This window comes from Streptomyces sp. B15, from assembly GCF_018070605.1.
GTDB lineage: Bacteria > Actinomycetota > Actinomycetes > Streptomycetales > Streptomycetaceae > Streptomyces > Streptomyces smyrnaeus.
In genome coordinates, this window is record NZ_JAGPXJ010000051.1 from 1 (window position 1) to 20,458 (window position 20,458).

Below are 20,458 nucleotides of genomic sequence, written 5' to 3' on the forward strand. Positions count from 1 at the left end.
TGTGTATAAGAGACAGCAAGTACCCGTGGCGGCGCGGCGAGCACCCGACGGCACCCGGGTCCACTACGACAAGCTGCTGCTGGCCACCGGTGCCGAGCCGCGCCGCCTGGAGGTCCCCGGCACCGATCTGGCGGGCGTGCACCATCTGCGCAGACTGGCGCACGCCGACCGGCTGCGCGGGGTGCTGAGCGCGCTCGGCCAGGAGAACGGCCATCTGGTGATCGCCGGGGCGGGCTGGATCGGGCTGGAGGTGGCCGCCGCGGCGCGGACGTACGGTGCCGAGGTCACCGTCATCGAGCCGGAGCCCACACCGCTGCACACGGTGCTCGGCCCCGAGCTGGGCTCGCTCTTCGCCGACCTGCACCGCGAGCACGGGGTCCGCTTCCACTTCGGTGCCCGGCTGACCGAGATCACCGGGACCGACGGCATGGTGGTCAGCGTGCGCACCGACGACGGTGACGAGCACCCCGCGCACGACGTGCTCGCCGCCATCGGCGCGGCCCCGCGCACCGCGCTGGCAGAGGCGGCGGGACTGGAGCTGTTCGCCGGGCCGGGCGGTGGCATCGCGGTGGACGCCGCGCTGCGCACCAGCGACCCGGACATCTACGCCACCGGCGACGTTGCTGCCGTGGCCCACCCGCTGCTCGGCGAGCGACTGCGGGTGGAGCACTGGGCCAACGCCCTCAACGGCGGTCCGGCTGCGGCGCGCGCCATGCTGGGCAAGGACGTGTCCTACGACCGGGTGCCGTACTTCTTCTCCGACCAGTACGACCTGGGTATGGAGTACTCCGGCTACGCTCCGCCCGGCTCCTACGACCAGGTGGTGTGCCGGGGAGACGTGGGCAAGCGCGAGTTCATCGCCTTCTGGCTGCGCGACAACCAGGTGCTGGCCGGGCTGAACGCCAATGTGTGGGATGTGACCGGACCCATCCAGGACCTGGTCCGCTCCGGCGTCCGGGTGGACCCGCACGCGCTGGCCGACCCCGGTGTGCCGCTCGAGTCGCTGGGCACCCCGAGGGGTGCGGGAGCGGCCGGGGCGACGGGTGCAGCCGGAGGGGCCGCCGATCCCGCGTAGCCGCTGGGGCGGGAGATTCGCGTGATGCCAGGGCGGCGTTTGGGGAATACGTTCACCGTAAGAGCTCTGCGTAAGAGCTTCGCGTGAGTGCCTTGCGCAGGAGCGTTGCCCCGTACCGCCGCCCTCCCGCATGCGGCGAGCTAAGGACGAGTGAGCGATGGCGAAGCAGACGGTGGCCGAGCAGTTCGTCGACACCCTGGTGCGCTGTGGGGTGGAGCGCCTCTACGGCGTGGTGGGGGACAGCCTCAACCCGATCGTCGACGCCATCCGGCGCACCCCGGCCATCGAGTGGATCCAGGTCCGCCACGAGGAGGCCGCCGCCTTCGCGGCCGGCGCCGAGGCGCAGCTCACCGGGAAGCTCGCCGCGTGCGCGGGTTCCTGCGGCCCGGGGAACCTGCATCTGATCAACGGGCTCTTCGACGCGCACCGCTCCATGGCGCCCGTCCTCGCGCTGGCCTCCCACATTCCCAGCAGTGAGATCGGCACCAGCTTCTTCCAGGAGACGCACCCCGAACGGCTCTTCGTCGAGTGCAGCCACTACAGCGAGCTGATCTCCAGCGAGCAGCAGATGCCCAGGGTGCTGCAGACCGCCATCCAGCACGCCGTCGGCCAGCAGGGCGTCAGCGTGGTCGCCCTCCCCGGCGATCTGGCCTCCGAGCCCGCCCCCGAGAGCCCCGTCGAGCACGCGCTGGTCACCTCGCGCCCCACCGTGCGCCCCGGGGACGCGGAGATCGACGCGCTGGTGCGCATGATCGGCGACGCGGAGAAGATCACCCTGTTCTGCGGCGCCGGCACCGCGGGCGCGCACGAGGAGGTCATGGAGTTCGCCGGGCGGCTCAAGTCCCCGGTGGGCCACGCGCTGCGCGGCAAGGAATGGATCCAGTACGACAACCCCTATGACGTCGGCATGAGCGGGCTGCTCGGCTACGGCGCCGCCTACGAGGCCACCCATGAGTGCGATCTGCTGATCCTGCTGGGCACCGATTTCCCGTACAACGCGTTCCTGCCCAAGAACTGCAAGATCGTCCAGGTCGATGTGCGTCCCGAGCACCTCGGCCGCCGCACCAGCCTCGACCTCGCGGTCTGGGGCGACGTCCGCGAGACCCTGCGCTGTCTCACCCCGCGCGTGCCCGAGAGGGCGAACCGCAGGTTCCTGGACCGGATGCTCAAAAGGCACGCCGACACGCTGGAGGGCGTCGTCAAGGCGTACACCCGCAACGTCGACAAGCACATCCCCATCCATCCCGAGTACGTGGCGTCCGTGCTGGACGAGGAGGCGGCCGACGACGCCGTCTTCACCGTCGACACCGGCATGTGCAACGTGTGGGCGGCCCGCTACATCACCCCGAACGGGCGGCGCCGGGTGATCGGCTCGTTCAGCCACGGCTCGATGGCCAACGCCGTGCCGCAGGCCATCGGCGCCCAGTTTCTGGACCGGGACCGTCAGGTCGTCTCGATGTCCGGGGACGGCGGCTTCACCATGCTGATGGGGGAGTTCCTGACGATGGTCCAGTACGACCTGCCGGTCAAGGTCGTGCTCTTCAACAACTCCTCGCTCGGGATGGTCGAGCTGGAGATGATGGTCGACGGCATGCCCGCGCATGGCACGCACAACCGCAACCCCGATTTCGCGGCCCTCGCCCAGGCGGCGGGCGCGTACGCCGTCCGGGTGGAGCAGCCCCAGCAGCTGCGCGAGGCCCTGCGCGGCGTCCTGGACCACCCGGGGCCCGCGCTGATCGACATCGTGACCGACCCGCACGCGCTCTCCCTCCCGCCGAAGATCACCCGGGAGCAGCTGAGCGGCTTCGCTCTCTCCGCCGGCAAGACCGTGCTGGACGGGGGAGTGGGGCGGATGGTGCAGATGGCTCGCTCCAACCTCCGCAACGTCCCGCGACCGTAGCAGGCGCGCCCCGAAGGGTGCGCCCCGAAGGGGCGCGGGGAACGGCGCTCCCCCAGCCTTCGGCCGGGAGGTGCCCCCACAGCCACAACACACCCGCAGCCCGCAACCGACGCCCGGGGCGCCCCCTCACCGGGACACAGGGGCACCCTCGCACCGGGAACGGGGCCCTCCCGGGAGGGGGTAACCATGTCAGCGGCGGCCCGTAGACTCGTGGCGTGGCTGGGAGGATCAACGACGAGGACGTGAAGGCGGTCAGGGACGCGGTCCCGATCGACTCCGTGGTGTCCGAGTACCTCCAGCTCCGTAACGCGGGCGGCGGCAACCTCAAGGGGCTCTGCCCTTTTCATGACGAGAAGTCCCCTTCCTTCCATGTGAGCCCGAGCAAGGGGCTCTACCACTGTTTCGGCTGCCAGGAGGGTGGGGACACGCTCGACTTCGTGATGAAGGTCGACCACCTGTCCTTCTCCGAGTCCGTCGAGCGGCTCGCGGCCCGCGCCGGCATCACGCTGCGCTACGAGGAGGGCGGCTACGGCCGCGCCTCCCAGCAGGGCGAGCGCACCCGCCTGGTGGAGGCGCACAAGATCGCGGCGCGGTTCTACGCCGAGCAGCTCGACGGGCCCGAGGCCGAGATCGGGCGGCGCTTCCTGGCCGACCGCGGGTTCGACCAGGAGGCGGCCCGGCACTTCGGCATCGGCTACTCCCCGGCCGGCTGGGACCACCTGGTGCGCCATCTGCGCGGGCAGGGCTTCACCGACAAGGAGATGACGCTCTCCGGGCTCGCCCAGGAGGCCCGCAACGGGCGGCCCATCGATCGCTTCCGGGGCAGGCTGATGTGGCCGATCCGGGACATCACCGGGGATGTCGTCGGCTTCGGCGCGCGCAAGCTGCGCGAGGACGACCAGGGGCCGAAGTACCTCAACACCCCCGAGACCCCCATCTACCGCAAGTCCCAGGTGCTCTACGGCATCGATCTGGCCAAGCGCGAGATCGCCAAGGCCAACCGCGCCGTCGTGGTGGAGGGCTACACGGACGTGATGGCCTGCCATCTGGCCGGCGTCACCACGGCCATCGCCACCTGCGGCACCGCCTTCGGCGGGGAGCATGTGAAGATCCTGCGCCGGGTGCTGATGGACAACGCCCAGTCGGAGGTCGTCTTCACCTTCGACGGTGACGCGGCGGGCCAGAAAGCGGCGCTGCGTGCCTTCGAGGACGACCAGAAGTTCGCCGCCCGCACCTGGATCGCGCTGACGCCGGGCGGTATGGACCCGTGCGATCTGCGGCTCGCGCAGGGTGACGAGGCGGTGGCCAAGGTCGTCGAGAGCCGTACCCCGCTCTTCGACTTCGCCATCCGCTCGATCGTCGACCGGCACAACATCGACACGGCGGAGGGCCGTTCGGCCGCGCTGGAGGAGGTCGCGCCGGTCATCACCCAGATCAAGGACCCCTCCATCCGGCGCGGCTACGCGGTACGGCTGGCAGGGCTGCTCGGCATCGTGGACGAGGAGTTCGTCGTCCGCCGTGTCGCACAGCTCGCCCGGTGGGCGCGCGAGCGCGGCCAGGCGTCCCCGCGTTCGGCGGCCCGCGCCTCCCGTGCCGCCGCGGAGTCGCCCGCCGTGCAGGCACCGTTCGTGCCCCGCGGCCCCGATCTGAATCTGCGCAGCCCCGCGCACCGCGTCGAGCGGGAACTGCTCAAGCTTGCGCTCCAGCGCCCGGAGCTGGTCTCGCCCGCCTTCGACGCCTATGGTGCCGACGAGTTCACCGGGCCGCCGTACGCGGTGGTCAGGATGGCGCTGGAGGCGGCGGGCGGTGCCGAGGCCGGGATCGGGGACAGCGGCTATCTGGGCCGGGTCCGGGACGCGGCGCCGGACGACACGGTGCGCTCGCTGATCACCGAGCTGGCCGTGGAGCCGCTGCGCAGCGCCCGCAACCGCGAGGTCGACGAGGCGTATGCGGGCGAGCAGTTGGTGGCCGTGCGCCGGGCCGCCGTCAACGCCCGTATCGGTGAGCTGGAGGGCACGGCCCGGCGGCTGGAGGCCCGACAGGAGTACGAGCAGTCGGCGGGCGTGCGCCAGCAGATCTGGACGCTCCAGCAGTACGGCATCGCGCTGCGCGAGCGGGGCGCGGCGGCGCTGTGACGGTGCGCCGGGCGCACTCGCCCGGCAGTACGCGGGGGCCGTCCGCTTCCCGGTGCACTCCCAGGTGGGGCCCGGTGCGCTCCCTCGCGGGGAGGGGCGCGATGCGCCGTCACTCCTCGAACAGCCTCAACAGCGGTCCCTGCAGCCTCTGTCATGCGTAGTGGATCGTGCGCTGAGGGTTACGTTTTGGCGGAAAAACTGCCCGCACGCCTCTCGTGGCGGGCGTGTGTCGTACCCCACACTGGTGGGCGGTGCCTGAGTCCTCGGAGCGGGGCGGTGCTGGCCAGGACGGGCCGAACTCCCCCGCGGATCCGCACGTTTCGTACGGGATGGAGCGCGGCCCGGCCGCAGCCGTCCCCGTCTCGCACGCCGCCCCCGAACCGGCAGCGATCACACTGGAGGTCGCCCCCGTGCAGACCCGGACCCTGAAAGCGGCGCTTCTCGCCGCCCCGACCGCTCCTGTGGCCACGCGCCCCGCGCCGTCGCCGCCCCCCGCACGTACGGGACAACCCCTTGCGCCGGAGCCGCCCGCCTTCGAGCCGCCCGCGCCCGTACCGGCCCCCGCCGACCCCGCCGACGCGGCGACCGGCCGGACCGCACCGGCCGACAGCGCGCCTTCCGACAGCGCGCCTTCCGACACCGCACCGGCCGACACCGCACCGGCCGAGACCGTGCCGGAGCAGGGCGGGGTGCCCGAGGCGGAGGTGGAGGTGGAGGCCGAGCCGGCGGTACCGCAGCGGGAGGCGCCCGCCACCGGCCCTTCGGCGGACCTTTTCCGCCAGTATCTGCGCGAGATCGGCCGTATCCCGCTGCTGACCGCCGCCGAAGAGGTGGAGCTGGCCCGCAGTGTGGAGGCGGGGCTGTTCGCCGAGGAGAAGCTGGCGGGCTCGCCCAGTCTGGACGGGCAGCTCGCGCTCGACCTCGACCGGCTGGTGGTGCGCGGCAGGCTCGCCAAGCGCAGGCTCATAGAAGCGAACCTGCGGCTGGTGGTCTCCGTGGCCAAGCGCTATGTGGGCCGTGGTCTGACCATGCTCGACCTCGTCCAGGAGGGCAACCTCGGGCTGATCCGCGCGGTGGAGAAGTTCGACTACGCGCGCGGCTACAAGTTCTCGACGTATGCGACCTGGTGGATCCGCCAGGCGATGTCCCGGGCGCTGGCCGACCAGGCGCGCACGATCCGGGTGCCGGTGCATGTCGTGGAACTGATCAACCGGGTGGTGCGGGTGCAGCGCCGCATGCTCCAGGAGCGCGGCTACGAACCCACGGCCGAGGAGGTGGCCGCCCAACTCGACCTGACCGAGGAGCGGGTGACCGAGGTGCTGCGGCTCGCCCAGGAGCCGGTGTCGCTGCACGCGCCGGTCGGTGAGGAGGACGACGTCAACCTCGGCGACCTCATCGAGGACGGCGACGCGCCCTCTCCTGTGGAGTCGGCGGCCTTTCTGCTGCTGCGCGAGCATCTGGAGGCGGTGCTCTCCACGCTCGGCGAGCGTGAACGCAAGGTGGTGCAGCTGCGGTACGGACTGATCGACGGCAGGCCGCGCACGCTGGAGGAGATCGGCCGGCTCTTCGGCGTCACACGGGAGCGCATCCGGCAGATCGAGTCCAAGACCCTCACCAAGCTGCGGGACCACGCCTTCGCCGACCAACTGCGCGGCTATCTGGACTGATCACTCGTTCGACGCGCCCTTGTCAGTTTGTTCGAGGCCTCTCCATAATCGCGGCAGTATCTCGCGGACCGGCCTCCTGCGACAGGACGTCTGGCGGTGCGTGCTGCCCTGCCCACTGCTGTCGGCAGCACTTGGCATGGGCATGACGTGAGCGCTGTAGTCGTGCTGAACCGGGCGGGTGCGGGTGCGCGAGCAACCCCCCACGAGAGGACGCCCGTTGAAGCACTCCGGGATGACCACCGCGAAGGACACCAGCAAGCGCCTCAAGAGAATCACCGCCATCGGCGCAGTCGCACTCGCCGCCTTCAGCCTCGGCCCGTCGGTCGCCTCCGCGATGCCGACCGACGGCCCCGGCGGCCAGGACGAGCCGGGCGCGACCGTCGTCGGCGGCACCAAGGCCCAGCAGGGCGAATTCCCGTTCATGGTGCGACTGTCCATGGGCTGCGGCGGCTCGCTGCTCACCAAGGACATCGTGCTCACCGCCGCCCACTGCGTGGACGGCAGCGGCCCCGACACCAGCATCACCGCCACCGGCGGCGTCGTGGACCTGGAGGACCCGGCCGCCAAGACGGCCAGGTCCACCGAGGTCGTCCAGGCACCCGGCTACGACGGCAACGGCAAGGACTGGGCCCTCGTCAAGCTGGCCGAGCCCATCGACCAGCCCACCCTGGCCCTGGCCGAGGACGCCTCCTACAACAAGGGCGACTTCACCATCGCCGGATGGGGCGCCGACCGGGAGGGCGGCCGGCAGCAGCGGTATCTGCTCAAGGCGCAGGTGCCCTTCGTGGACGACGCCACCTGCAAGACCGCCTACTCCAACCTCGTCGAGGACGAGGAACTGTGCGCGGGCAAGATGGACACCGGTGGTGTCGACACCTGCCAGGGTGACTCGGGCGGCCCGATGTTCCGCAAGGACGACGCCGACAAGTGGGTCCAGGTCGGCATCGTGAGCTGGGGCGACGGCTGCGCCAGGCCGGGCAAGCCCGGCGTGTACACCGAGGTCAGCACCTTCGCCTCGGACATTCGGGCAGCGGCCGGCAAGCTCGGTGGCTGACCTGCCGCATTTGTTCCGGCCGTGGCCCGCGGGTGACGCTGCCCCGGTCACGGCCGGTCCTGCGCCGCCGATCGCGTGTTCTCGGTGCCGGCCCGTTGCGGCCGGACAGCGGGCGTCTCTCAGTCCACCTCCGCCACCGCTCCGGCGAACTGGGACCGGTACAGGCGCGCGTAGGCACCCTCCCTCGCCAGCAGGCTCTCGTGGGTGCCCTGTTCGACGATGGAGCCGTTCTCCATCACCAGGATGACGTCCGCGCCCCGGATGGTGGAGAGACGGTGAGCGATCACAAAGCTGGTGCGCTCCGAGGCCAGCCGCTCCATCGCCCGCTGGATCAGCACCTCCGTGCGGGTGTCGACGGAACTGGTGGCCTCGTCCAGGACCAGGATCACCGGGTTCGAGAGAAAGGCGCGGGCAATGGTGATGAGCTGCTTCTCACCCGCGCTGACGCTGTCGCCCTCGGCGTCCAGCACCGTGTCGTAGCCGTCCGGCAGGGTGCGGATGAACCGGTCGGCGTGGGCGGCCCGCGCCGCCTCCTCGACCTGTTCGCGGGTCGCGCCCGCACTCCCCGCGCCGTCTCCCCCGGCTTCCGCCCCTGCCTCCGCCCCGTAGGCGATGTTCTCGGCGATGGTGCCGCCGAACAGCCAGGTGTCCTGGAGCACCATGCCGATGCCCGCGCGCAGCTCCTCCCGTGACATGGCGGCGATGTCCGTGCCGTCCAGCAGGATGCGGCCGTCCCGTACCTCGTAGAACCGCAGCAGCAGGTTGACCAGGGTGGTCTTGCCCGCACCGGTCGGGCCGACGATGGCCACCGTCTGGCCGGGCTCGACCGCCAGCGACAGATTCTCGATCAGCGGTTTGTCCTCGCTGTAGCGGAAGGAGACGTTCTCCAGCTCCACCCGGCCGCGCAGCGCGGACGGCCGTTCGGCGTGCGCCTCGTCGGGGTCGGGCGACTGCTCCTCGGCGTCCAGGATCTCGAAGACCCGCTCGGCCGAGGCCACGCCGGACTGTACGAGGTTGGCCATCGAGGCGACCTGGGTGAGCGGCTGGCTGAACTGCCGCGAGTACTGCACGAACGCCTGCACATCACCGATCGACAGCGCCCCGGAGGCCACCCGCAGCCCGCCGACGACCGCCACCAGGACGTAGTTGAGGTTGCCGACGAACATCATCGCGGGCTGCATGATCCCGCTGATGAACTGCGCCTTGAACCCGGCCTTGTACAGCTTCTCGTTCTGCTCGGCGAAGACCTGCGCCGACTCCCGCTGCCGCCCGAAGACCTTCACCAGAGCGTGCCCGGTGTACATCTCCTCTATGTGCGCGTTCAGTGCGCCGGTCGACTTCCACTGGTCGACGAACTGCGGCTGCGCCCGCTTGCCGACCCGTGTGGCGACCAGCGCCGACAGCGGCACCGTCACCAGCGCGACCAATGCCAGCAGCGGTGAGATCCAGAACATCACGGCCAGCACACCGACTATCGTCAGCAGCGAGCTGATCAACTGGCCCATGGTCTGCTGCAGCGTCTGGCCGAGGTTGTCGATGTCGTTGGTGACCCGCGAGAGCACCTCACCGCGCGACTGGCCGTCCAGATAGGACAGCGGCAGCCGGCCCAGCTTCTCCTGCACCCGTTCGCGCAGCCGGAAGACGGTACGGGTGATGACGCGGGTGGAGATCCGCCCGGCCCACAGCATCAGCAGCCCGGCTGCGGCATAGACCGCCACCACCACCAGCAGCACCCTGCCGACAGCGCCGAAGTCGATGCCCTGGCCGGGGGTGAAATCCATTCCGGAGAGCATGTCGGCCACGCCGTCGTCCCCGCGCTGCCGCAGGTTCTCCAGCGCCTGTTCCCTGGTGGGTCCTTCGGGCAGCTTCGCACCGATGAAACCGGCGAAGACCAGGTCCGTCGCCCGGCCGAGGAGCTTCGGGCCGACGACGCTCAGACCGACGCTGACCACGAGCACGGCCAGCATCAGGAGCAGCAGGCCGCGCTCCGGCCGGAACTGCCGCAGCAGTCGCTTGCCCGAGCCGGTGAAGTCCATGGACCGCCGGGGCGGTCCTCCCGCCATTCCCCCCGGCCCGCTCATGCTGTGCCCTTCTCGTCGGCTCCTCCACCCGCACGACGCGCCGGTGCGGCTGTCGCTGTGGTCTGCAACCGGGCGGTTGTCCCCGCGTCGCCCGCCGCCTCGCTCTCGGTCAGCTGCGAGAGCACGATCTCCCGGTAGGTCCCGTTGTTCTCCATCAGCTCGTGATGCCGTCCCATGCCCACCGCGCGGCCTTCGTCCAGCACGAGGATGCGGTCGGCGTCCCGGATGGTCGCGACGCGCTGGGCGACGATGACCACCGTCGCCTTGGCCGTCTGTCTGGCGAGTGCCGCCCGCAACGCCGCGTCGGTGGTGTAGTCCAGCGCGGAGAAGGAGTCGTCGAACAGATAGATCTCCGGCCGGTGCACCAGCACCCGTGCGATGGCCAGCCGCTGCCGCTGCCCGCCGGAGACGTTGCTGCCGCCTTGGGTGATGGCCGCCTGAAGGCCGCCTTCCATCTGCTCCACGAACGCCTTGGCCTGGGCGACCTCCAGGGCCTGCCACAGTTCCTCGTCGCTCGCGTCGGGGCGGCCGTAGCGCAGATTGGAGGCGACCGTCCCGGAGAAGAGGTACGGGCGCTGCGGTACGAGACCGACGGTGCTCGCCAGCAACTGAGGATCGAGGGTGCGTACGTCCTCGCCGTCCACGAGGACCTGCCCCTCCGTCGCGTCGAACAGCCGGGGCACCAGGCCCAGCAGCGTCGACTTGCCGCTGCCCGTGGAGCCGATCACGGCGGTGGTCTCCCCGGGGCGCGCCACCAGGTCGATGCCGCGCAGCACGGGCGCCTCGGCGCCCGGGTAGCCGAACCCGGCCCCGCGCAGCTCCAGATGGCCGTGCCGGCGCAGTGTGGTGACCGGCGCCGTGGGCGGTACGACACTGGAGTCGGTCGCCAGCACCTCCTGTATGCGCTCGGCGCACACCTCGGCGCGGGGCACCATCATGAACATGAAGGTGGCCATCATCACCGACATCACGATCTGCATCAGATAGGCGAGGAACGCGGTCAGCGCACCGATCTCCATGTCACCACTGCTGATGCGGTGCGCCCCGAACCAGACCACGACGACGCTGGAGACGTTCACCACGGTCATCACGACGGGGAACATCAACGCCATCAACTGGCCGGTGCGCAGCTGCACCTGCGTCAGATCGGTGTTGGCCCCGTGGAAGCGGCGGCGCTCGTAGTCGTCCTTGACGAAGGCGCGGATGACGCGGACCCCGGTAATCTGCTCGCGCAGGATGCGGTTGACGCTGTCCAGCCGCTCCTGCATGGAGCGGAACAGCGGCCGCATCCGGCGCACGATCAGGCCGACGGTGACACCGAGCACCGGCACCACGCCCAGCAGCACCGCGGAGAGCGGCACGTCCTGCCCGAGCGCCATGAAGATGCCGCCGAAGCACATGATCGGCGCGGTGACCATGAGGGTGAAGGCCATCAGCGTCACCATCTGCACCTGCAGCACGTCGTTGGTGGTGCGGGTGATCAGGGACGGGGCGCCGAACTGTCCGACCTCGCGGGCCAGCCAGCGCAGCTTGGAGAAGGACTGCACACGGTCGAAGACGCCCGCCCGGATGTCCCGGCCGACCGCCGCCGCGGTACGCGCACCCAGGTGGACGGCGCCGATGTTGCACACCACCTGCACCACCGAGACGGCCAGCATGAGGCTGCCGTGGCGCAGTATGTAGCCCGTGTCGCCGAGTACGACACCGTTGTCGATGATGTCGGCGTTGAGGGTGGGCAGATAGAGCGTTGCGCTCGTCTGTATGAGTTGCAGCAGCACCAGCAGCGCGATCGGCCGCTGGTACTGGCGCAGCCGGGCGCGTAGGAGGCGGATCAGCACACGGAGTTCCTCGGTCGATCAGTGCGGGGTGCGGGATGAGGACGGCGACGGCGGAAGTGAAAGAGCGTACAAGTGTGCGGCTCGATCCCGCCTGTGGTTTTGATTGTTTCCGCTGCCGCCACGGCCGAGTCCTGGCCCGCTTCGCGGGAGGGCGCGCGCACGGCTCCGCCCCGCGCCCCGGAGGCGCCGCCGGGCGGAGCGTCGCACACGGCTCGGGCTATGCGGGCAGGGCTCCCGGATACGCCTGCGACAGGGCCCCCGGATACATCTCCTCGCGCACGGTCGCGTACTGCTGGCGCACGGCCTGCCCGACGGCGCGCTGGTCGCCCGCCTCGAACACCTGGCAGGCCGCGGCGGGCCACTGGGGCGGATAGCCGGATCCGGACAGCGCCCACGCCGCCTGACGGGCAGCGCCGATCGCGGCGTAGTCGGCGGGCTCGGGCACCACGACCTGCGCGTCCAGCAGCGCGGGCGCCGCGTCCCGGACAGCGGCCAGCCCTGCCGCCTGGCCCAGCAGGAAGACCCGCCGTACGGACACCCCGCGGTTGCGCAGCACCTCCAGGGCGTCCGCCAGCCCGCACAGCATCCCCTCGACGGCGGCCCGCGCCAGGAATTCGGGCTTCATGCTCTCGCGCCGCAGCCCGTGCAGCGAGCCCGCGGTGTGCGGGAGCTGCGGCGTCTGCTCACCCTCCAGATACGGCAGCAGCACCAGTCCCGAGGAGCCGGGCGTGGAGGTCAGCGCCAGTTCGGAGAGGCCCTCCAGATCGGTGCCGAGCATCCCGGCGGCGCCGCGCAGCACGCGGGTCGCATTGAGGGTGCGTACCACCGGCAGATGCAGTCCGGTCGCGTCGGCGTAAGAGGTGATGATGCCGGTGGGGTCGATGAGCGCCTCGTGGTGGACGGCGCACACGGAACCCGTCGCGCCGAGCGAGATCACCACGTCTCCGAGGCCGACGCCGAGCCCGAAGGCGGCGGCCATCGTCTGGCCCGTACCGGCGGAGATCAGCAGCCCTTCCGGGGTGTGCCCGGCGGGCTGCGCCGGACCGACCACCTCCGGGAGTCCCACCTGGTGGCCGAGTGCCAGCTCGACCAGGTCCGTGCGGTAGGACTCGGTCGCCGCCGACCAGTACCCGGTGCCCGACGCGTCCCCGCGGTCGGTGATCCGCCGCGCCGGACCGCCCAGCAGCTGCCAGACCAGCCAGTCGTGCGGCTGCATGATCTCGGTGACTCCCCGTGCCGCCTCCGGCTGCTCGCGGGCCAGCCAGCGCAGCTTGGAGACCGGGTGCCCGGCCTGTGGGACGGTGCCGACGGCCTGCGCCCACGCCTCGCGCCCGCCGAGCGCGTCCACCAGTTCGGCCGCCGCCGTCTGCATCCGCTGGTCGTTGCCCAGCAGCGCGGGGCCGACCGGGTTGCCCGCGCCGTCCAGCGCGACGAGGCCCTGCTGCTGCGCGGAGACGCCGATCGCCTGCACCTCCGCGAGCTGCCCGCCGCCCGCCGCCGTGCCGAGGGAGAGCAGCCACGACTGCGGGTCGTCGCGCTCACCGGGATGTTCGGCGTGGCCGTGCCTGACGACCGCCCCCGTCTCGGTGTCGCAGACGACGATGCTTGTGTACTCGGCTGAACTGTCCAGTCCGGCGACTATCCCCATGGCGGGAATGATGCCTCATAGCCGCCCGTACCGGGCCCGGGGCCCCGTTCCCGACCGGACGAGACCCGGCCGTGGCCTTTCGGCACGGCCGGGTCCGGCTCGTCCTCGCAAAAGCTCGGAGGAGGGGTCAGCAGCGCTTCGAGGAGTAGGCGTAGTGCTTGTGCTCCCCGGGCACCGTCACGGCACCACGTGCGGCCGTGCAGTGGTGCACGGTGTTCGTGGGGTAGGACCAGAAGGACGCCGCCGAGGTGTTGCGCCAGATGCGCAGCCCGAGCAGCTTCTTGGCGTGGAAGTCGTAGACGCCGACGTTGGTCGCGTACCTCTTGTGGTGCTGGCGGAAGCCCTTCCACACGTACAGGTAGCCGTAGTTGCGGTGGCAGCGGGGCGAGTAGAACTGCTTGACCGAGGCGATGGTGTAGCCCTTGCGCTTGATGTGGCCGGTCGAGCCGATCTGGTACGCGTCGCTGCACATGCGGGCGGCCCGGGAGTCCCGGCTCGCCGCGTCCTCCTCGGGGGCGGCGGTGGTGGCGGTCGCCTCACCGGCCTGGGCCGAGGTGGGGGGCAGGCCCGCGCCGTCGCCGGCCTGGGCAGCTCCGGCGGGCAGCATCGCCATGGCGCAGGCCGCCGTGACGAGGACGCCCTTGACGGGAGAAAGGGTGCGCATAGATCTCCTCCAGGGGAAGAAGGTGATTTTCCGGTCATATCGGTCAGACCGGGGGGCCTCACAGTAAAAGGCCCGGGCGCCCAGGGTGGGTATTCGCGCGCGACGGCGGGTCGTACGGAAAGGGCCCCGGCGCCACGAAGGTGACGCCGGGACCCGGGTCTTGCGGCTCCCCGTCCGCCGCGGTCGGCCCCGCCGCGGCTGATGCCGCGGCTGATGCGGCGGCCGATCGCCGGCTGATGCGGTGGCGCTGCTGGAGGTCAGCGCTCCGCGGTGTCGGGCGGCGCCCGGAACGGGTGACCGCCGTCGGTGGTCAGCAGCGCTTCTCGGAGTACGCCTGGAGGCTGTGCGGTGAGCCCGCCGGGCGCAGGCTGCCCACCCCGGAGGTGCAGTGGTCGACGGTGTTGGCGCCGTCCGTCCAGAACTCCTGCTGCTTGGTGGCCTTCCATGCCTTGGCCGCGTGGACCGAGTCGTCGCTGTAGCTGTAGACGCCGGTGGTGACGTCGTAGGGAGCCGCGGTCTTGCGGAAGCTCTCCCACACCCACACATAGCCGTAGTTCTCGTTGCACTTCTTCGAGTAGAACTGCTTGACCGAGGCAATCGTCTCCGAGCCCCGCTTGATCAGCCCGCGGGTACCGATCGGCACGGCGTCGTCGCAGACGCCCGCGGCCTGCGCCAGCCTGCTCGCCGGATTCCCCTCGGGAGAGGGGGCCGTGGAGCCGGCCAGCTTCTGCGAGTGGGACGGCGGAGTGGCCGGGCCGCTGCCGGCGTACGCCGCGCCGGCGGGAAGCAGCACCAGTGCCGAGGTCGCGGCGACCAGTGTGCTCTTGGAGAAGCGGATGGAACGCATAGTGATTTTTCCCCCTCTTTGGCGATGAACGCTCTCATGTGAGATATCCGAGGCATCACGGGCATGAGCTCGATGCGTGGGATACCCAGTACGACACGTTGATGCCGTGCGGGGTTGTACGCCACCACCCCTCGTGTTGCGCTGAGTTGACGATGCATCAGCAACTTCCGCCCCACCCGTCACGGCTGTCTCCGCCGCGTCGACGGTCCACCGGAGCGGCCGTCCCGGACCCCGAAGCGGTCGGCAGGGGAGCCGCCGTCAGGCCGCGCTCCGCAGATCGTCGAGCACCAGCTCGCGCACCACCCCCGGCTCGATGCCGAGCCGGGAGAAGACCGCGAGGGAGATGTTGTCCTCGCAGCGCAGCATCCCGAGCACCACATGTTCCACGCCGATGCCCCGGTCCTTGCGCGCCACCGCCTCCCGCAGCGCTTGTTTGAGCACCTTCTTCGCCCGAGCGGCGAACGGGACGTGCCGGGTGACCGGGCCGGCGGCCCTGCCGCGTCCCCGCTTCGTACGGCCGGAGCCCGGCGCCGCGTCCAGCGCCCCTTCGCCGAAGGACTCGTCCGCGCGCCTGCGCACCTCCTCCAGGTCGATCCCGAACGCCCGCAGCGCCTCCGCGTCCTGGGGGCCGAGACCTTCCCCGGCTCCCGGCAGCACGCCCGCGACCGCCGCCCGGCACGAGGCCGGGGTGACGCCGAGCCGGGCGAGCGTCGCCGCGCCGGGCTGCTCGGGGTGGTGCAGCGCCGCGAGCAGCAGATGCTCGGTGCCGATCCAATCGTGCCCCAGCTTGTTGGCCTCGTCCTGCGCGCGGACCACCACGTCCCGCGCTTCCCTGCTGAACCGTTCGAACATCGGCTCTACCTCCCCGTCCGCTTCATGTGCTTCTTGTGAACGGCCTGCCTGCTGACCCCGAGGGCCGCGCCGATCTCGTCCCACGACCACCCCTGGCTGCGTGCGCGCTCGACCTGCAGCGCTTCCAGGCCCTCCGCGAGCCGCCGCAGCGCGGCGACCGCCCGCAGCCCGACCGCCGGATCGCCATGCAGGGCAGCCTGGGCGGTGTGCACCGCTTCACCGGTTTCCTCCGGTTCCGTTCCTGCCATGGTGTCAACTTAGGATGACAAGGTGATTCTGTCAACCAATGTTGACGCCTCGGGGTGCGCGGGTCGTACGAGCGGTCCGGTGGGGATCTTCGGGGAGGGCGCGCGGCCCCGCGTCGGCGCCGTTCCGGGTGGCTCGCGCGGCGCCCGCGGCGGGTACCGGGGCCCGCGCGGGCGGGGCGCGCCCGAACGGGCGAGAGGTGGGGGGTCCGGGATCGGGCGTATCGGCCGCCCGGGGCGCCGCCGATACGCCGGACGGGGCGCCCGGTTGTCCGGAGCGCCCCGCCGTAGGTCCAGCGTGGAACGTTTCTGCTGGGTTGTGCTGAGGTGGGGCGGGTGGGACTCGAACCCACGGCCGACGGATTATGAGTCCGCTGCTCTAACCGGCTGAGCTACCGCCCCGTAACGGCGCACCGCGCACATCTGTGCGCGCCGTCTGCCGCAGCATAACCGTTCATAGGATCTGCCGCCCGCGCCGGGGGAGATCTACGCAGGTGAGGACCACGAACCAAGGGTGATCGGTTCCCGCTCGGGGCCAACTTCCGTACAGATCACGGAAGAACGCCCGGCTGAGACCCCGGACGAGTGACAGGCACGGAAAAAGGGCCCCAAGAAGGGGCCCTCTCCGCTACTGCTCCCGCGACTGGACTCGAACCAGTAACCTGCCGGTTAACAGCCGGCTGCTCTGCCGATTGAGCTACACGGGACCGTCTCGTCGGTCGCGCTCCGGAACCCCGGGGCGCTCCCTTGCGGCGATGAATACATTAGCGCATGCCAGGGGGTGCTCCGAAATCGGTATTGCCGCCGCCCGTACGCGGTACCCCCTCAAGGCACCCCGACGGCGTTCGCCGCCGGGGCACCGGCAGCAGGACCACCAGCCGAGAGAAGGGGCAAGCTATGCGCTACCGGCTCACATTCGTGTCCGGACTGGCCGTCGGCTACGTACTCGGCGCCCGCGCGGGACGCGAGCGCTACGAGCAGATCATCAAGGGCGTGCGCAGGATCGCCGAGAACCCGGCGGTACGCAACGCGGGGGAGGCCGCGGCGCTCAGCGGACGGCAGGCGGCGAGCAAGGCGGCCGACGCCGTCCAGGGCCGGCTCCCCTCCTCGGTGGGCGACCGCTTCCGTACGGCCCGTGACTACCGCGCCCGCGCGGGCAGCGACTGGGGCGCAGAGGCGCCGCACTGAGCACCCCGGCAGGAACCGGGGCCGGCATCCGGGCCGGGGCCGCATCCGGGGGTAGCGGTCGCTGACCGGATGCCGGCCCCGGCGGTCCGGGTCCGCCCGCCCTAGCCGGGGATGCGGCCCTGGCCGCTCTTCCGCCCGCTGCCCTTCTTCAGCAGCGGTGCCAGCAGGTCGCCGCGCTCCTCGATCCGCTGCGGCAGATCCGAGCTGAGGAAGACCAGGTCCTTCACCTTCCGGGCGGCGGCCAGCTCGTCCCAGGTCAGCGGGGTGGAGACGGTGGGGCGGTCCTTGGCACGCAGCGTGTAGGGGGCTGCCGTGGTCTTGGCCTGGTTGTTCTGCGACCAGTCGACGAAGACCTTCCCCGGGCGCAGGTTCTTGGCCATCTTGCTGACCGCGTGCTCGGGCAGATCCGCCTCGGCCTCCTGCGCGAGCTTCTTGGCGTACGCCGAGACCTGGTCGGAGGGTGTGCGCTCGATCGGCGCGATCAGGTGCAGGCCCTTGGAACCGGAGGTCTTCGGCAGCAGGATGATGCCGTCGGCGTCCGCACGCTCGCGCAGCCAGTCGGCGATCCGGCGGCAGTCCAGGATGTCGGCGCCCTCGCCCGGGTCGAGGTCGAAGACCAGGCGGTCCGCCTTCGCCTGGTGGTCCGACTGCCACTGCGGGGTGTGCAGCTCCAGCGCCGCCAGATTCGCGGCCCACACCAGCGTCGCCTCGTCCTGGATCAGAACCTGGTTCAGCGGGGTCTTGCTGACCACGGAGATCTTGCGCGTCGTCACCCAGCTGGGGGTGCCGGGCGGAACGTGCTTGGTGAAGAACTTCTCGCCCTCCACGCCGTCCGGGAAGCGCAGGAAGGAGAGGGGGCGTCCGTCGAGGTGGGGCAGGAGGACATCGGCGATCGAGGCGTAGTAGTGGATCGCCTCGCCCTTGGTGAAACCCGTCGCCGGATAGAGCACCTTGTCGAGGTTGCTGAGGGCCAGACGGTGGCCCCCGATCTCCGTGTGCGGCATACCCTGAGAGTCCCATAGAAGGGACAAAGTATGCGTTCAATCTGGAAAGGGACCATTTCCTTCGGGCTGGTCTCGATCCCGATCAAGGTGGTGGCCGCCACCGAGAACCACAGCGTCTCCTTCCACCAGGTGCACACGGCCGACGGGGGCCGAATCCGCTACCGCAAGGTGTGCGAGTTGGACGAGGAGGAGGTGCCGCGCGAGGAGATCGGCCGTGGCTTCGAGACCGAAGAGGGCCGCACCGTGCTGCTGACCGACGACGACATGGCAGCCCTCCCCCTCCCCACCGCCAAGACCGTGGAGATCCTCGGCTTCGTACCCGCCGAGGAGATCGACCCCTTCCAGCTCGACCGCTCCTACTACCTGGCCGCCGACGGCAAACGCGCCGACAAACCGTATGTGCTGCTGCGCGAGGCGCTGCGAAGATCCGGCAAGGTCGCGGTGGCCAAGCTGGCTCTGCGGGCCCGGGAGAGCCTGGGGATGCTGCGCGTGTACGAGGACGCGCTGGCGCTGCACACCATGCTGTGGCCCGATGAGATCCGCTCGGTCAGCGGGGTCGCGCCCGAGGGGGACGTCGCGGTGCGGGACGCCGAGCTCGATCTGGCGGACACCCTGATGGAGACGCTCGGCGAGCTGGACTGGAGCGAGCTGCGCGACGAGTACCGGGAGGCGCTCGAAGAGCTCGTGCGGGCCAAGGCGGAGGGCGTCGAGCCGCCGCCCGAGGAGCTGCGCCGCAGGACCGAGGAGGGCGGCGGCAAGCTGGTCGATCTGATGTCCGTACTGGAGCGCAGCGTCCAGGAGGCCAGGAGCGGGCGCCAGGAGGGCGAGGCGACCGTCCACGAGCTGTCGAACCGCCGGACGGACGCGGCACAACGGCCCGCCAAGAAGGCGGCGGCCAGGAAGACGGCGTCCGCCTCCAAGCGGACAGCCGCCAGGACGGGTTCGAAGTCCGCCGAGAAGTCCACCGGGAAGACGGCTGTCAAGAAGACGGGCTCCAAGGCGGCCGCCTCGAAGAAGTCCGCCGCCAAGAAGGCGTCCGCCCAGGAGACGACAGCGAAGACGGCCGCGAAGAAGACGGCCGCGAAGAAGTCCGCCCGGCCCCGCAAAACCGCCTGAACGGACGCTGACGGACGCAGACGGCCCGCTGATGGACGTTGCGCGGTCGACCGGAGCCGGAGCCGGGCGGTCAGCCGGAGCCGGAGGCCAACCGGAACCGGAGCCGGTCAGCCGGCGTCGGCAAGGTCAGCCCGCGCCCGCCCCGTCCCACCGGCCCGGTCTGCGGCCGGCCGGGAGGAAGAGCACCGAGTTCACATACCGCCGGTGCGGTGCCAGCGAACGGCGCAGCAGTCCGTGCTCCGCGACGTGCGCGGTGCGCCGCTGGTGTGCCGCCAGATCGAAGTCGGCCAGCGGCACCCAGCTGCGCGCGGGCAGCACCCAGCCGGCGTAGCCGAGTGAGGAGAGCAGGGAGAGCACCGGTGCGAGCGGCTGGATGCGCAGCTCCAGCTCGATGAAGAGGGCGGGCCGCTCACGTGTGACGGTGGCCTCGGCGCCGTGCAGCACGGCGAGCTCGCTGCCGTCCACATCGATCTTGAGCAGGGTGACGTCGGTCAGGCCCAGTTCGTCCAGCGGCAGACAGGGCACATCGAGCGTCGCCTGGTGCACCTCGCGCCGCACCAGTGAGGAGACGCCGCGGTCGCCGCGCCCGTCGGGCGGCAGCCACAGCGTCGCCGTCCCCGAGTGGTCGCTGGCCGCCGCCTGCAGGACCTCCGTGTGCGGCGGGGCCGCAGCACGCAGGCGGAGTGCCAGATGGGGGACGGGCTCCAAGGTGACCACACGGTCGGCGCGGCGTGCCAGCCGGCGGGTCCACGGCCCGTACCAGCCGCCGACGTCGACCGCTGTGCCGCCGTACGGGCAGAAGTCGGCCAGCCGCCCCAGCTCCGGCTCGAAGCGCGGGTACAGGAGGTCGCAGGCGGCCGTCAGCAGCCGCGCGGGCAGATGCGGTCCGATCCGGGAGGCGAGGGTCATCAGGAGGGGGCCTCCGGTTCGGAGAGGCGTTTCAGCAGCCGCTGGTGCTCCTCGTCACCGACCTGTTCGCCCGAGGAAGGGAGCAGCTGCGGAATCCCGTCCACGATGGGGTAGCGGCGGCGCAGGCGCGGGTTGTACAGCGCTTCCTCGGGCTGGAGCAGGGTGAGCGGGCCCTTGTCCAACGGACAGGCGAGGATCTTCAGGAGAGGGTCCTCCGCGGAGAACTGGGACATGG

At 71.0% G+C, this 20,458-nt stretch carries 16 protein-coding genes, 2 tRNA genes and 1 pseudogene; 7 read left to right on the top strand and 12 right to left on the bottom strand.

The window, feature by feature from the left end:
- The first annotated feature begins 25 nt into the window (after nt 1-25).
- The 5 genes from KBY19_RS22045 to KBY19_RS22065 all read left to right on the top strand — a co-directional run bounded on the left by KBY19_RS22045 (nt 26) and on the right by KBY19_RS22065 (nt 7,831).
- Entirely contained in the window at nt 26-1,075 is a 1,050-nt protein-coding gene (locus KBY19_RS22045; RefSeq protein WP_307843582.1) for an FAD-dependent oxidoreductase, read from the top strand.
- 157 nt (nt 1,076-1,232) lie between these two features.
- Nucleotides 1,233-2,975 carry a pyruvate dehydrogenase gene (locus KBY19_RS22050; protein ID WP_099880561.1) on the top strand — a complete coding sequence of 581 codons (1,743 nt, stop codon included), beginning with the start codon at nt 1,233-1,235 and terminating at the stop codon, nt 2,973-2,975.
- Between the two features lie 215 nt (nt 2,976-3,190).
- On the top strand, nt 3,191-5,110 hold the full coding sequence (gene dnaG / locus KBY19_RS22055) for a DNA primase (RefSeq protein ID WP_210955361.1): 1,920 nt from the start codon (nt 3,191-3,193) through the stop codon (nt 5,108-5,110).
- Nucleotides 5,111-5,361: 251 nt separating this feature from the next.
- Nucleotides 5,362-6,777: an RNA polymerase sigma factor gene (locus KBY19_RS22060; RefSeq protein ID WP_210966527.1), complete on the top strand. Its 1,416-nt coding sequence runs from the start codon at nt 5,362-5,364 to the stop codon at nt 6,775-6,777.
- Between the two features lie 232 nt (nt 6,778-7,009).
- Nucleotides 7,010-7,831, top strand: coding sequence for a trypsin-like serine protease (locus KBY19_RS22065; protein WP_210966528.1), 822 nt, complete (start codon nt 7,010-7,012; stop codon nt 7,829-7,831).
- A gap of 119 nt (nt 7,832-7,950) precedes the next feature.
- Here the strand turns inward: KBY19_RS22065 and KBY19_RS22070 are convergent, their stop codons facing one another.
- From KBY19_RS22070 to KBY19_RS22110, 9 genes and pseudogenes are all read right to left on the bottom strand, one after another.
- Nucleotides 7,951-9,912: an ABC transporter ATP-binding protein gene (locus tag KBY19_RS22070; RefSeq protein ID WP_185016798.1), complete on the bottom strand. Its 1,962-nt coding sequence runs from the start codon at nt 9,910-9,912 to the stop codon at nt 7,951-7,953.
- Nucleotides 9,913-10,004: 92 nt separating this feature from the next.
- A pseudogene (locus tag KBY19_RS22075) lies at nt 10,005-11,750 on the bottom strand (ABC transporter ATP-binding protein); the annotation flags it as partial.
- Between the two features lie 217 nt (nt 11,751-11,967).
- Entirely contained in the window at nt 11,968-13,398 is a 1,431-nt protein-coding gene (locus KBY19_RS22080) for an FGGY family carbohydrate kinase (RefSeq protein ID WP_210966529.1), read from the bottom strand.
- Nucleotides 13,399-13,525: 127 nt separating this feature from the next.
- Nucleotides 13,526-14,062 (bottom strand): hypothetical protein, encoded by a 537-nt coding sequence (locus tag KBY19_RS22085; RefSeq protein WP_099880549.1) that lies wholly within the window; start codon nt 14,060-14,062, stop codon nt 13,526-13,528.
- Nucleotides 14,063-14,372: 310 nt separating this feature from the next.
- Nucleotides 14,373-14,909, bottom strand: a complete 537-nt coding sequence (locus KBY19_RS22090) for a hypothetical protein (RefSeq protein ID WP_099880547.1) — start codon at nt 14,907-14,909, stop codon at nt 14,373-14,375.
- Between the two features lie 258 nt (nt 14,910-15,167).
- Nucleotides 15,168-15,761, bottom strand: coding sequence for a Clp protease N-terminal domain-containing protein (locus tag KBY19_RS22095; protein ID WP_210955364.1), 594 nt, complete (start codon nt 15,759-15,761; stop codon nt 15,168-15,170).
- A 5-nt stretch (nt 15,762-15,766) separates the two neighbouring features.
- Nucleotides 15,767-16,009 (bottom strand): hypothetical protein, encoded by a 243-nt coding sequence (locus KBY19_RS22100; RefSeq protein ID WP_247691276.1) that lies wholly within the window; start codon nt 16,007-16,009, stop codon nt 15,767-15,769.
- Between the two features lie 325 nt (nt 16,010-16,334).
- A tRNA-Ile gene (locus KBY19_RS22105) sits at nt 16,335-16,408 on the bottom strand.
- A gap of 232 nt (nt 16,409-16,640) precedes the next feature.
- Nucleotides 16,641-16,713, bottom strand: a tRNA-Asn gene (locus KBY19_RS22110).
- A 190-nt stretch (nt 16,714-16,903) separates the two neighbouring features.
- On the opposite strand from KBY19_RS22110, the gene KBY19_RS22115 reads away from it, so the two are divergent.
- Nucleotides 16,904-17,194: a hypothetical protein gene (locus KBY19_RS22115; protein ID WP_099880540.1), complete on the top strand. Its 291-nt coding sequence runs from the start codon at nt 16,904-16,906 to the stop codon at nt 17,192-17,194.
- 101 nt (nt 17,195-17,295) lie between these two features.
- Here the strand turns inward: KBY19_RS22115 and ligD are convergent, their stop codons facing one another.
- Complete coding sequence (gene ligD, locus KBY19_RS22120) at nt 17,296-18,198, bottom strand: non-homologous end-joining DNA ligase (protein WP_185016794.1); 903 nt, start codon at nt 18,196-18,198, stop codon at nt 17,296-17,298.
- Between the two features lie 30 nt (nt 18,199-18,228).
- Between ligD and KBY19_RS22125 the strand changes: the two genes are divergently transcribed.
- Nucleotides 18,229-19,314, top strand: a complete 1,086-nt coding sequence (locus KBY19_RS22125; RefSeq protein ID WP_210966530.1) for a Ku protein — start codon at nt 18,229-18,231, stop codon at nt 19,312-19,314.
- A 126-nt stretch (nt 19,315-19,440) separates the two neighbouring features.
- Here KBY19_RS22125 and KBY19_RS22130 read toward each other — a convergent pair whose 3' ends face one another.
- On the bottom strand, nt 19,441-20,223 hold the full coding sequence (locus KBY19_RS22130; protein WP_180289630.1) for an FkbM family methyltransferase: 783 nt from the start codon (nt 20,221-20,223) through the stop codon (nt 19,441-19,443).
- Nucleotides 20,223-20,456: a Trm112 family protein gene (locus KBY19_RS22135; RefSeq protein WP_099880531.1), complete on the bottom strand. Its 234-nt coding sequence runs from the start codon at nt 20,454-20,456 to the stop codon at nt 20,223-20,225. The genes KBY19_RS22130 and KBY19_RS22135 overlap by 1 nt, the downstream gene beginning before the upstream one ends.
- Between the last annotated feature and the right edge of the window lie 2 nt (nt 20,457-20,458).

Bases quoted from the DNA above. Each gene is read 5' to 3' on its own strand.
- KBY19_RS22050 (WP_099880561.1), top strand. From the start codon at position 1,233: ATGGCGAAGCAGACGGTGGCCGAGCAGTTCGTCGACACCCTGGTGCGC.
- KBY19_RS22065 (WP_210966528.1), top strand. From the start codon at position 7,010: ATGACCACCGCGAAGGACACCAGCAAGCGCCTCAAGAGAATCACCGCC.
- KBY19_RS22070 (WP_185016798.1), bottom strand. From the start codon at position 9,912: ATGAGCGGGCCGGGGGGAATGGCGGGAGGACCGCCCCGGCGGTCCATG.
- KBY19_RS22080 (WP_210966529.1), bottom strand. From the start codon at position 13,398: ATGGGGATAGTCGCCGGACTGGACAGTTCAGCCGAGTACACAAGCATC.
- KBY19_RS22085 (WP_099880549.1), bottom strand. From the start codon at position 14,062: ATGCGCACCCTTTCTCCCGTCAAGGGCGTCCTCGTCACGGCGGCCTGC.
- KBY19_RS22090 (WP_099880547.1), bottom strand. From the start codon at position 14,909: ATGCGTTCCATCCGCTTCTCCAAGAGCACACTGGTCGCCGCGACCTCG.
- KBY19_RS22095 (WP_210955364.1), bottom strand. From the start codon at position 15,761: ATGTTCGAACGGTTCAGCAGGGAAGCGCGGGACGTGGTGGTCCGCGCG.
- KBY19_RS22100 (WP_247691276.1), bottom strand. From the start codon at position 16,009: ATGGCAGGAACGGAACCGGAGGAAACCGGTGAAGCGGTGCACACCGCC.
- KBY19_RS22115 (WP_099880540.1), top strand. From the start codon at position 16,904: ATGCGCTACCGGCTCACATTCGTGTCCGGACTGGCCGTCGGCTACGTA.
- ligD (WP_185016794.1), bottom strand. From the start codon at position 18,198: ATGCCGCACACGGAGATCGGGGGCCACCGTCTGGCCCTCAGCAACCTC.
- KBY19_RS22125 (WP_210966530.1), top strand. From the start codon at position 18,229: ATGCGTTCAATCTGGAAAGGGACCATTTCCTTCGGGCTGGTCTCGATC.
- KBY19_RS22130 (WP_180289630.1), bottom strand. From the start codon at position 20,223: ATGACCCTCGCCTCCCGGATCGGACCGCATCTGCCCGCGCGGCTGCTG.
- KBY19_RS22135 (WP_099880531.1), bottom strand. From the start codon at position 20,456: ATGTCCCAGTTCTCCGCGGAGGACCCTCTCCTGAAGATCCTCGCCTGT.